At 65.4% G+C, this 12,470-nt stretch carries 7 protein-coding genes; all 7 read left to right on the forward strand.

Annotated features, from left to right (window positions below; genetic code table 11):
* Nucleotides 1-52 precede the first annotated feature (52 nt).
* The 7 genes from A9A59_RS12785 (at nt 53) to A9A59_RS12810 (ending at nt 12,467) form a co-directional block, all read left to right on the forward strand.
* Entirely contained in the window at nt 53-3,154 is a 3,102-nt protein-coding gene (locus A9A59_RS12785) for an anti-phage-associated DUF499 domain-containing protein (protein WP_098504634.1), read from the forward strand.
* Nucleotides 3,151-3,726 carry an anti-phage-associated DUF3780 domain-containing protein gene (locus A9A59_RS12790; protein WP_098504635.1) on the forward strand — a complete coding sequence of 192 codons (576 nt, stop codon included), beginning with the start codon at nt 3,151-3,153 and terminating at the stop codon, nt 3,724-3,726. The genes A9A59_RS12785 and A9A59_RS12790 overlap by 4 nt, the downstream gene beginning before the upstream one ends.
* A complete protein-coding gene (locus A9A59_RS12795; protein WP_098504636.1) occupies nt 3,723-6,746 on the forward strand; it encodes an anti-phage-associated DUF1156 domain-containing protein in 3,024 nt (1,007 codons plus the stop codon). Before A9A59_RS12790 ends, A9A59_RS12795 begins: the two co-directional genes overlap by 4 nt.
* Nucleotides 6,743-9,541: a phospholipase D-like domain-containing anti-phage protein gene (locus A9A59_RS12800; protein ID WP_098504637.1), complete on the forward strand. Its 2,799-nt coding sequence runs from the start codon at nt 6,743-6,745 to the stop codon at nt 9,539-9,541. The genes A9A59_RS12795 and A9A59_RS12800 overlap by 4 nt, the downstream gene beginning before the upstream one ends.
* Before the next feature lie 498 nt (nt 9,542-10,039).
* Nucleotides 10,040-10,543 carry a hypothetical protein gene (locus A9A59_RS14180; RefSeq protein WP_165772734.1) on the forward strand — a complete coding sequence of 168 codons (504 nt, stop codon included), beginning with the start codon at nt 10,040-10,042 and terminating at the stop codon, nt 10,541-10,543.
* Between the two features lie 121 nt (nt 10,544-10,664).
* A complete protein-coding gene (locus A9A59_RS12805) occupies nt 10,665-11,798 on the forward strand; it encodes a tyrosine-type recombinase/integrase (protein WP_165772735.1) in 1,134 nt (377 codons plus the stop codon).
* Between the two features lie 297 nt (nt 11,799-12,095).
* Entirely contained in the window at nt 12,096-12,467 is a 372-nt protein-coding gene (locus A9A59_RS12810; protein ID WP_098504639.1) for a Zn-ribbon domain-containing OB-fold protein, read from the forward strand.
* The last annotated feature ends 3 nt before the right edge of the window (nt 12,468-12,470 follow it).

Consider the following 12,470-nt stretch of genomic DNA (forward strand, 5'->3'; position numbering starts at 1 on the left):
GCGCGGTCGAGTTCCGGGCGACCGCCGGTGAGTAGCAAGGACCAGGTACGATATGAGAACCGTCAAGCAGGCGTGCGTGCTTCAGGAGAAAGCGCTCGACATCCACGTGAGCGATCAGGTCGAGCAGCTCGACCAGCTTATCAACAACGAGGGCACTGGCGATGCGTTTTTTGAGCGCACCTTCGTAACGGAGGGGATGCGCATCCTCCTTTCAGAGGGAATCGCGAGGCTGGCCGGGAAGTCAAATGACTCAGTTTTCCATCTCAAGCAGGCCATGGGCGGCGGCAAGACGCATCTCCTGGTCGCTTTTGGCCTCCTGGCTCGCGACCGCGACCTCCGCAATCGCGTCATCCCGGACGTCCGGTACATCAACGTCTTCGAGTCCGCCAGGGTTGCCGCTTTCAACGGCCGCAACAGCCCGAAGGAGTACTTCTGGGGTCTGATCGCCCGGCAGCTGGGCAAGGCTGAACTGTTTAAACGATTCTGGGAATCCGGACCTGAGGCTCCGGGGGAGGAGGACTGGCTTCAGCTCTTCAGCGATGACCTGCCCGTCCTCATCCTCCTCGACGAAATGCCGCCGTATTTCAATGAGTACATCACAAAGCCGATTGGTCAGGGCACCGTTGCGGATATCGTCACCAGGGCCTTTGCCAACCTGCTGACCGCCGCAAGCAAGAAGCGCAATGTTTGCATCGTCGTCTCTGACCTCGCCGCCGCCTACTCGGCGGGCAGTAGCCTCATCAACCGTGCGCTCGAAGATGCCCGCCGGGAAATCGGCCGGCTCGAACGCGCGATCGTCCCGGTTGACCTGTCCAGCAACGAGGTCTACGAAATTCTCCGCAAGCGGCTCTTCAGGTCTTTGCCAGATGACGCCGAAATTCGGCAGGTCGCCCAGCGATTTCGCGACATTCTCCAGGAGGGCGTCGATGCCAGGCTGCTCCAGCCCGGCGCCGACGCTATCGCCGATGAGGTGCCGGATACCTATCCGTTCCATCCCCGGTTCAAGAACATCGTTGCCCTCTTTAAAGAAAACGAAGACTTCAGACAAACCCGGGGGTTGCTGGAACTCTCGTCGCGGCTGTTGAGGTCGGTCTGGAACCGTCCGAGCGACGACGTCTACCTCATCGGGCCACAGCACTTCGACCTCTCTGACCGGGACGTGCGGGAATCGCTTCAGAACATCTCCGGAATGAGCGACGTCATCTCGCGCGACATCTGGGACCAGGCCGGAAGTGCCCACGCCCAGCAGATTGATGCTACCGCCGGGAGCGATGACGCAGCACAGGTCGCAAGCCTGCTGCTAGTCGCCAGCCTCTCGACCGCTGTTGAGGCCGTGAAGGGGCTTACCGAGGGAGAGTTGCTCGAGTGCCTGGCGACGCCCGGCCGTGACCTCGGACGGTTCAAGGAGGCGTTCCGAAAGCTGGCGGAGCAGGCCTGGTACCTCCATCACACGACAGAGGGCCGGTACTACTTCGACCGGCAGGAGAACCTGACTCGCATGCTCCAGAACATCGCCCGGGACGCACCGCAGCCGCAGGTGGATGCGCTGCTTCGCGGGCGCATAAAGGAGCTCTTTGAACCGAAACGGAAGGCGGCCTACGGAGCCCTGTTGGTCTTTCCCACTATGGATGAGCTCGCTGCAGAGGTTGGCAAGGACCGCGTCCTGGCGGTGATGAACCCCGCGGACAGTACGATCGACCGCATTAGAGCGTTCTTCAACGACCTCGACCGGAAAAACAACCTGCTCGTACTGACTGGCCAGTCGTCGGACCTCGTCCGGCTCGACGAGGCCGCTCGGAACCTGTATGCGGCACGAAAGGGCGCCGAGCGGCCCGGCCTGAACAACGCACAACGCGAGGAGCTCGAGGAAAAACGTGCAGCCTACGAGCAGGGGCTTACCACCACAATCCTGAACCTCTTGGACCGACTGCTCGTCCCGCGCCAGCGGAAGGACCAACCCGCCAGTCTCGACGAACTCCACGTGAAGTGGCAGAGTGACCAGTCTAAGCCGTTCTCGGGCGAGAGCGACATCGAGAGAATCCTGACCGTACCGCCCGCGAAGCTCTACTTCGACGTCGAAAAAGGGTTCGACACCGTTCGTGAACTGGCCGAGGACGTGCTCTGGCCCCAGGGCATGGTTGAGGCGCGCTGGCAGGACATCGTCGTGCGGTATGAGTCGGAGCCGCGTATGGTCTGGCTCCCCAAAAGGGGTCTCGACGATCTCAAGCAAATCGCCTGCAACCGCGGCCTGTGGGAAGACCTTAGGAACGGGTACATCTCGAAGCAGCCGCGAAAGAAGAAGACGTCAGTCGCAGTCGTACCCAGCGAGCCAGACGATGCCGGCAAGGTTCGACTGAGAGTCACTGCAACCGATGCCGGCCCTGCGCCGCGTGTGCATTACGCGGAGGATGCTACGGTCTCGACAGCCAGCAACGTCCTCCCGGGCGATGAGCTCGAAACGACGGCGTTGCGCGTCGAGTTCCTCGCCGTCGACCCGAGCGGGGAGCATGAGACGGGAGAGCCGTACGTCTGGAAGCACCCCCTCAAAATCCAGAATCTGCTGGATGAGGCAGGCCTGAAGCGGCGCGTAACGCTCATTGTGCTCCCGCGCTCCGACGAGATCCGCTACACGCTCGATGCAAGCGACCCGCGCAACGGTGTCCTCTACGAAGGTCCCGTGGAAATCCCCGACACCGAAGTATCGATGCGCGTGTTTGCGCGGGCCGGCAATAACGAGCGGTCGGTCGATTTTCGCTTCCCGCAGCGCGGATCGGCGGGGACAAGCGTCGAACCGGAGCAGCCCGCCAGGGTGAGAGCCAAGAAGGGTAATGTCTCGCTTAGCTCACGCAAGGACGTCTACGATGCGCTGCAACTGGCGAGCCAGCGGGGGTTCACCTTCTCGGATGTGGTGCTCACGGTGAGCGCCGCGAGCCCGCACGGCCAGCAGATTGCGAGAGCTACCCTCAACGGGATCGACTGCAATGCAGCCTACCTCGAGGGCATCCTCGGCGCCCTCCAGTCAGAGGCGTTCGGCCCGGATGCCAGCGTCGTCATGCAGTTCCAGGGGGCGGCGTTTGCCAGAGGGCAGGACCTCCTCGAGTTCGCCGAGCTGGCCGGAATCAACCTCTCCAGCGTCGACGTACAGCAGCCATGAGCAGGCGCAAAGACATCATCGATTTCGGGGCTGCCCGGGATTTCGGCGCCCACGTCTTCAAGGTCTACATCCCGGACCGACCGGGTCAACCGGTTCGCATCGCCGAATACTTCGGCTTCCGGGGCGGCTACCAGGGCATCCCGACAGAGGAGGACCGGGTCCACCTCCGGTACCCAACCTGGAAGCTCATCGCCCCGACCGCCGAGGAAGCGTTCAACGCCCGGTTGAAGGAGGCGAAGCTCGGCACTGCCCGGTGGCACACCGGCGAAAACCTCGTTGACCGCATCCTCGGCCGCGAACTCTGCGTCCTCGCCTGGGCCGCCGAAGAGGCCGACCCCGACCAGGTGTCCGTCATCTGCCGCACCTGGGCAGCCTTCCGGCCGGAAGAGCGCTGGTGGCTCTTCCTCCGCACCGTCGCCGCCTCCGGCCGCCCGGAAGACCGCGGAAAAGGCTGGCGCCGCGCTCTGTTCTTTGCCCTGACCGACGGCGCTCTTGCCATTCCCGAACTCCGCCGGCCGCGCCCGCCCGAGCCCGACCTCTCCGACCTCCCCCTGTTTGCGAGTGCCCCATGACCACAGCAGCATCGCCCGCACCACCCGTGACCCCGGGGTCACTGGCCGATGCCCCGGCCCTTATCGAACGCCTCCTCCCGGTCCAAAAGCTCTCCGCCGAAACCTACAAGGAGCGCATGGCCGTCCACGGCCAGACTCTCACCGGGCTCGGCTCATACTGGAAGGGCCGGAAGCCGCTCATCCTCAACCGCGCCTGCGTCCTCGCCTCCCTGCTTCCCGCGACCGGCAACCCGGCGAAAGACCTTGAGATCTTCGAGCTCCTGATGGGGATGGACGACGCCTCGCTCGCCGCGCGGGCGAAGCAGCGCCCGAAACCGCGCGAGATCCTCGAGCGCGTAACCATCAGCAACATCTATGACTACTTCACCGTCGCGCCCCCCATCCTGCCGAAAACGGCCCCCATCGACCTCGCCGACCCGCAGTACGCCATCGTCCGGGTCGCCTGGCGGCCCGACCTGCCCGAGGCGGACCGCCGGTGGCTCGAGGCGCGGTTCCTCGAACCGGAGACCCGCTCCTACCGGGAGCTGATCCGGGAGCTGCGGCGGCCCGAGGAGGTCCCCGACCTCCACGACCACATCTGGGAACGGGTCAACGCCCACCTCGGCACCAGCGCACACAGCCTGCAGGAACTCGTTGAGCAGCTGGGAATCATGCGCTTCGGCCGCCGCCCTCGCGTGGCCGACCCGTTCAGCGGCTCTGGCCAGATCCCGTTCGAGGCAGCACGGGTCGGCTGCGACGCCTACGGCGCCGACCTCAACCCCGTGGCTGCAATGCTTACCTGGGGTGCCTTTCACATTGTGGGCGGCACGCCCGAGGAGCGGGAACGGCTCCGGGCCGAGGCGAAGGCGCTGGTGGAGACCGTCCGCTCAGAGCTGGACCGCCTCGGTGTTGAGACGGACGGTCGAGGCTGGCGCGGCAAGGCCTACCTCTACTGCCTCGAAACGCGCTGCCCCCAGACCGGCTGGATGGTCCCGATGCTCACCACGCTGGTCGTCAGCAAGGGCTACCGGGTCATTGCTGAACTCATCCCCGACCCGGTCAATCGCCGGTACGACATCGCCATCCGCAGCGGGGTCAGCGATGCCGAGCTGGAGCGCGCCGACCGGAGCGGCACCGTCCGCTCGGCCGGCCGGGGCCAGGACCCCTACCTCGTGCACACGGTCGACGGCCGCGAGTACCGCACCTCCATCCCGGCCCTGCGCGGCGATTTCCGCCTGCCCGACGGCACAACCGGCAATCGCCTCCGCCGGTGGGAGCGCACCGACATCGCGCCCCGGCCAGGCGATATCTTCCAGGAGCGGCTGTACTGCATCCAGTGGCAGCGCGAGGGTGGGCGGGAGACCGAATTCCGTGCGGTGACCGATGAGGACCTCGACCGCGAGCAACGCTGCCACGACTACGTCGCCGCGCACCTCGAAGAGTGGCAGCAGAACGGCTGGATCCCCGACATGCCGATTGAGCCCGGGCAAAAAACCGACGAGCCGATCAGAACGCGCGGCTGGACGTACTGGCACCACCTCTTCACCCCGCGTCAGCTGCTCCTCAACGGGCTCCTCAACGGCCACAGCCCCTCGGCCGCCTGCTCCCTGCTGGTGGCCAAATCGCTGGACGTGAACGCGAAGCTCAGTCATTGGCACCGCTCAGCCGGTGGCGGCGGAAGCGTGCAGAAGGTGTTTTACAACCAGGCCCTCAATACCCTGTACGACTGGGGCGGGCGCGGCCTGGTCAATCTCGCCCCGTACGGCCTGCTGAACGACCTGCCATCGCAACCGCTGGCGACGGAACGGGTGGTTGCGTGCCGGCCGGCCCAGGAGACGGACTGGCCCGCCGACCTGTTCATCACTGACCCGCCGTATGGGGACGCCATCAACTACGACGAAATCCTCGATTTCTTCATCGCCTGGCTTCGCAAGAAGCGCCACCCCGAATGGGACGGGTGGGTCTGGGATGCTCGCCGCCCCCTGGCGATCAAAGGCGAAGATGAAGACTTCCGCCAGGGGATGATCGCCTGCTACCGCCGCTTCACGGAGCTGATGCCGGACAACGGCCTGCAGGTCATCATGTTCACCCACCAGTCGGCGAAGATCTGGGCCGACCTTGCCGGGATCGTCTGGGCCTCCGGCCTGCAGGCCACCGCTGCCTGGTATATCGAAACCGAAACCGACAGCGCGCTCCGGCAGGGTGCGTACGTGAAAGGCACCGTGCTGCTCGTCTGCCGGAAGCGCAGGGGAGAGGAGCGGGTCTCGCGGCCCGAACTTGAGCTCGAACTGCAGGATGAGGTGAAGCAGCAGGTCGAACAGCTGCTGGGCCTGAACCGGGAAGCCCGTGCGCTCTACGGCCCCGACCACAATGTCTTCGAGGATGCCGACCTCCAGATGGCGGGCTACGCTGCCGCGTTGCGGGTGCTGACCAGGTACAGCCGCATCGATGGCAGGGACATGACGCAGGAGGCGCGACGCCCGCGCAAAAAAGGCGAGGTGACCTTCGTCGAAGAACTCATCGCCTACGCCGTTCAGGAAGCGAATCGGCACCTCGTTCCCGCGGGCATCAGCGACAGCACGTGGCGGGAACTCAACGGCGCCGAACGGTTCTACCTCAAGATGGTCGACCTCGAGTCCCGGGGCCAGCGCTCACTTGATAACTTCCAGAACTTCGCCAAGGCGTTCGCGGTCCGCGATTTCCGCGCCCTCATGGGCGACCAGCGGGCCAACCACGCCCGGCTCAAGACCGCGCTCGAGCTCGAGAGGAGCGAGATGCACGACGGCTCCGAATTTGGCGGGACAACCACGCGCGCCACGCTCTACGCGCTGATGGAGCTCCAGAAGGGGATGCCGGCAGAAGAGGTGCTCACCCACCTCGAGCACAACCTGCCCCGCTTCCTCTCGGATACCCGGGTGCGAGGCCGGGTGGTGGAAATTGCCGATTACCTCGCGCGCCGCGTCGAGGTAACCCGGCCGGAGGAGGCGCGGGCTGCCCGGGTGCTGCGTGATCTCGTGCGAAACCAGGGCTTCAGCGGATGAGCGGGCTGCGGCGGTTTTCCTCCCGCAGAGAGCAGCTGGACCAGGTATTCCTCCGCGACCGGCTCGCGGGAGCACGGCGGTACGACCGGATCGCCGGCTATTTTCGGAGCTCCATCTTCGAACTGGTCGGCGAGGAGATTGGCGGCATCGAGCGGGTGCGGGTCGTGTGCAACAGCGACCTCGACGAGCGCGATTTCCGGGTGGCGCAGTATCAGCGGGAAATCCAGCTCAAGGCTCGCTGGAACGAACTGGACCCGGCAGTCGAGGCGCTGCTCCACCGGGAACGGTACCTCCGTCTGCTGGAGTTGCTCCGCTCCGGGCGCGTCGAAATTCGGGTGGTGCCGCGGAATCGCGTCTTCATTCACGGCAAGGCCGGTGTGATTGAGCTGGCGGATGGGCGCACGACAAGCTTCATCGGCTCGGTCAATGAATCGAGGGCAGCGTTTACAACAAACTACGAGATCGTCTGGGAGGATCCGTCGCCCGAGGCAGTGGCCTGGGTCCAGGAGGAGTTTGACGCCCTCTGGAAGGAGGCGGTGCCGCTTCCCGAGGCCATCATCACGGAAATCGAGCGGCTCACGCGAAGGTCGGAGATCCCGCTCCGCAACGTCCAGGAGGAGCCGAAAAAGGCAGCTCCGGCGGCCTTCGTGGAGTCACCCATCTATCGGCGTGGCGAACAGCTCCAGCCCTGGCAGCGCTCGTTCGTCAGCATGGTGGTCGAGCATCGCGAACTCTATGGGAAAGCGCGCCTGCTGCTGGCCGACCAGGTCGGGCTCGGGAAAACGCTCTCCATGGGCACGGCGGCGGTTGTCACAGCGCTTCTCGGAGACGGGACGGTCCTCATCCTCTGTCCCGCCTCGTTGACGCTCCAGTGGCAAGTCGAACTCTGGGACCGGCTCGGGGTGCCGTCCGCGGTTTGGCGGTCGAACGAAAAGCAGTGGCTGGATTTCACCGGGTCGCTGGTCGGTACCAATGGGCCGGCGGAAATCCTCCGATGCCCGAGGCAGGTCGGCATTGTTTCTACCGGGCTCATCACCCAACAGACGGCCGAAAGCGAACTGTTGCTCCGTCTTCGCTACGGGACCGTCATCCTCGATGAGGCGCACCGCGCCCGTCGGCGCTCAGCGATGGGCAAGGACCAGCGCGGCGAGCCGAACAATCTGCTTGCGTTCATGCTCCAGGTCGCCGAACGGACCCGTCATCTCCTGCTCGGGACGGCCACCCCGATTCAAACGAACGTGGCCGAGCTCTGGGACCTGCTGGAGGTCCTCGACCGTGGGGCGGGGTTCGTCCTCGGTGCACAGACGTTTTCGGTCTGGCGCGACGTTCACCGGGCACTCCCGATCGTCAAAGGCGAAGTCACGCCTCAGAACGAGAGCGAAGCATGGGAGTGGCTTCGATCGCCGCTTCCGCCGTCAACGGAACTCCCGTGGCTGGCTGGGTTGAGGACTCAGCTCGGACTGGACCAGCATACGTTCAATGCGAGCAATATCCCGTACGAGAAGCTCCCGGAAGATCGACACCTCGTCCTCGGCGAGGCACTGGTGGACCGATTCTTCGAACTCCATAACCCCATAGTGCGGCACACGGTCCTGCGCCGACGCGACATCCTGGAGAACCAGGGGCTCTTGCCAAGGGTCGGGGTGCGTCTCCATCCCGACCGATATGCAGGTCCTGGGACGTACCAAGACGTTGTCTTTGTGAACGGATTAGGGCTATTGACTAACCCCTGGTTCCAATCCGCCTACGAGGCCGCGGAGCGATTCTGCGAGTCTCTCCATGCTCGCGATAAGGCTGCCGGCTTCATGAAGGTGCTCATGAGGCAGCGCATCTGCTCAAGCTTTGCTGCTGGACTCTCGACAGCACGACGTATGCTCGCTAGCGCAGTACCAGACGATGAAGACGAAAACGCTGAGCGAGTGCGGCGTGTCATTGGGAAGCTGACTCCGGACGAGATTGGACACCTTCAGGAGATTGTGGAGCAGCTCTCCAGCCCCGACGCCCGAGATCCGAAGCTCGATGCCGTTGACTACTTTCTTCAAAGGCACCGTACTGACGGCCGTACTTGGCTTGAGCACGGATGCATCATCTTCAGCCAGTACTACGACACAGCAGTTTGGCTCGCAGAGAATCTCGCGCAACGAATTCCAGCGGAGACGATAGCCGTCTATGCTGGCGCAGGAAAGAGCCGCATATACCGAGAGGGAGAAAGCGCTTTCGTAAACCGTAATGACATTAAGGATGCGGTTGCGCGTAGAGATATCAGGCTCGTTGTTGCCACCGATGCGGCCTGTGAAGGGCTAAACCTGCAGACGTTAGGGACGCTAATTAACGTCGATCTGCCATGGAATCCATCACGTCTCGAGCAGAGACTTGGCCGGATTAAACGAATCGGTCAGTTGCGGGAAACGGTTGACATGCTCAACCTTGTTTACCATGATACCCAGGATGAAAGGGTCTATGAGGTCCTTTCGGAGCGGATGAAAGACACCTACGATATCTTCGGAAGTCTTCCGGATACCATCGAAGACGATTGGGTCGAGGACGCGGAGACCCTGCGAAACAGGCTCGAGCAGTACCTAGCTGAGCGAGAGCGCGCAAGGAATGCTTTCGAACTCCAATACGAACACGACATCGACCCGAATGCCGAGCGGTGGGACCAGTGTGCCGAAGTCCTCGCGAGAGGAGAGGTGACCGACTATCTCGCACGAGGTTGGCCTCCACCACGCGTTAAGCCCGTAGTGGACCGTCTCGCCCTTGAGGAGCATGACGACAGCTACGCGAGCGACCATTAATGCCGCCGTCCACACGGGCCACGGCGAGAACGCAGCGCACAGGCGCCTGCAACTGGGGCTCCTGCCCGCCCTGCTCGCCCCGGAGGTAGGGTGCCGCGGTCGTGCCCCATTGCTTGCGCCAGGCACGTGGAGTCGAAAGGACCGCAGCCCCAGGAACGCCGCCATCGAGGGCCAGTTCGACGCGGAGCAAGCTGCATTTGCGAGGGGACATCCATCATCATCGCCTTTGCGACGGTGGCCCAGTGAGCGGGAATCGTTCGCCGGCCGGCGACAACGACAGGCCAGGACTGGCATACGTTAAGGGGACTCATATCCGACCAGGTCCCCCGCCCCGGAGCAGCCCGCGCCGGCTGCCTACGCGGTGGCGGCGGAAGGCCGGATCGAAAGTTCGGGGCGGGCCCATGGAACCGCGGCCCCCTGACCAAAATCGCGCGCGTCCACAATCAGTTCGGTCGCCCGCCGCAAAGGGCTTGCAGGGGCGACATGAGCGGTCGAGTGATGGCAGGACAACGCCAGAAGGCCGTCGAACTGCTCCAGTTCCATCGCGGCGGACGTGACAGGGCTCTTGTAGTGTACGACGACGGCGACCGGACCGTACCGCCTCTGCCGCGCGGCTGCGGCCGTGTGGGGGCGGTGGCCCGGCAGGCGTGGCGAGAGCTCTGGAGCTCGCCCGTCCGGGAAGTACTCGACCGCCGCGCCGACGGCGCCGTCCTTCGGGAGTACGTGCTGCTGGTCGATGAACGGGAGCGGCTGTGGACGTGCATGGCAGCGGGGGAGCGGATGGCGCCGGTGGTTGCCCGCATGGCCCAGGCGGAGCGCCAGGTGCAGAAGCTGCGCAAGCTCCCGGCGCCCACGCCGCTCGCCCGGTTCCGCCTCCAGCAACTGGTGCTCGGCAAGAAGCACCAGCTGCGGCAGCCCGCGGCCCCGGCCGAGCTACCGGAGCCCCCGGCCGCGGTCGAGCTCGACGACATCCCTGAGCCGTGGCGGCCGTCCGGCGGCTGAGCGTGGCGAACACCGGGACTTGAGCCGCCGAGCGGCGCATGCCTGGCCGGCTCCCCCGGCGGACGGCGGCGCCCCGTGGTGGACGGCAGCGAACGGTGGCAGACTCACAGCGGAGGGCACGATGGCGCGACGACCCTACGGCAGCGGTTCGGTTCATAGGGTGAACGACCCGGCGCGGCGCAATAAACCGTGGCGCGCGGCGGTCCATGTCGGCGGTGGCAAGTACCGGGTGCGCTGGGCGGCCACCCGGCGGGAGGCGGAGCGGCTCGTGCAGGAGCTGCTCGCCGAGCGGGCGCGCGGCGTGCTCGGGCCGCCCGGCCGGCTGACCGTGCGGCAGTTCCTCGAGGAGTGGCTCGCAGGCGCACAGCACCGGCTGAAGCCGCAGTCTGCCAGCACGTACCGCGACCGCATCACCCGGCACGTCCTGCCCCACCTGGGCGACCGGCGGCTGACCGCACTCCAGCCGCTCGACCTCGAACGGCTGTACCGGCGCCTGCTCGACGCGGGGCTGGCGCCCAGCACCGTACGCATCACCCACAAAATCGTGCACAAAGCGCTGGCCGATGCCGTCCGGCTGGGCTACCTCGCGGCCAATCCTGCTGACCGTGCCGCCCCGCCGCGGGTAGCGCAGGCAACTGCCGGCACCGTCCTGGGCCCCGAGGAGGCCCGTCGCCTGCTCGAGGCCGCCATGGGCGACCGGCTCGAGGCCCTCGCCGTCCTCGCCCTCACCACCGGCATGCGGCAGGGAGAACTCCTCGCGCTCCGCTGGCGCGACGTCGACCTCGAGGGCGGCACCGTTCGTATCACCGGCTCCCTCGCCCGTGCCGACGGCGAGTACCGCATCCAGGAGCCGAAGACGGCCAGCAGCCGGCGCGCGGTGGCGCTCGGCGAACTTGCTCGTTCGGCCCTTCGCGCCCACCGCCAGCGCCAGCTGGAGGAGCGGCTGCGGGCCGGCCCAGCGTGGCGTGACCTCGACCTTGTCTTCTGCCGCGAGGACGGCTACTACCTGAACGCCCGTTCAATCCGGGAGTGGTTCGACAGGCTGCTCGAGTGCGCCGGCGTCCCCAAGATTCGCTTCCACGACCTCCGGCACACCGCGGCGACGCTGGCGATGGTCGCCGGCGTGGACGTCCGCACCACCGGCGCCCTGCTCGGCCACGCCTCCGCCACGCTGACCCTTGACACCTACGGCCACGTGCTCCCCGGCGCCGCCGCAGCCGCCGCGGCTGCCATCGACGCCGCCCTCCGCGGCTGAATCCCGACGACCCCGACTTCGGTGGCAGGGGTTTGGCAGGTTATTCCGCGGCCGATTGCGGCCCTCGGCGGGCGGTCGTAGATGTCGGCGAACGCGGCTTTGTCGGGTTGGCGGGGATGTCGGGTGAAAAACAGCACACCTAATATATGTGCGCATGTATCGCATCAGGGTTATGCCATGGCGTGATAGAACGGCCGGATACGTACCAGATATGTACCAACGCACCCTGGCTTCCAAGAATTACGTCAATTCGCGAATACAGCGATGGCCAGAACGTCAAGGATTCCCTAGTACCGTGTGTTCTGGGAGGGGGCGAAGGCGGGAAAGCTGATGCTGCCCCGCTGCACGACCTGCAACCGGGTCCACTGGTACCCGCGGCTGCTCTGCCCGTTCTGCCACTCTCGGGAGCTGGAGTGGATCGAGGCGAAGGGCGAGGGGCGCATCCATACGTTCGCGGTCCAGCACCGCGCCTTCGGCGGCTGGACCGATGAGGTGCCGTTCGTCACGGCGTACATCGACCTGCACGAGGGGGACCGGATGTTCACCGTGCTGCGCGGGGTCGACCCGACGAAGCCGGAGTCGATCCGGATCGGGGCGAAGGTGCGCGTGGAATTCGAACAGGCCAGCGACGAGGTGAGCATCCCGTTCTGGCGCGTGGTGGAGGAGTAACGG

This window comes from Tepidiforma thermophila (genome assembly GCF_002563855.1).
GTDB lineage: Bacteria > Chloroflexota > Dehalococcoidia > Tepidiformales > Tepidiformaceae > Tepidiforma > Tepidiforma thermophila.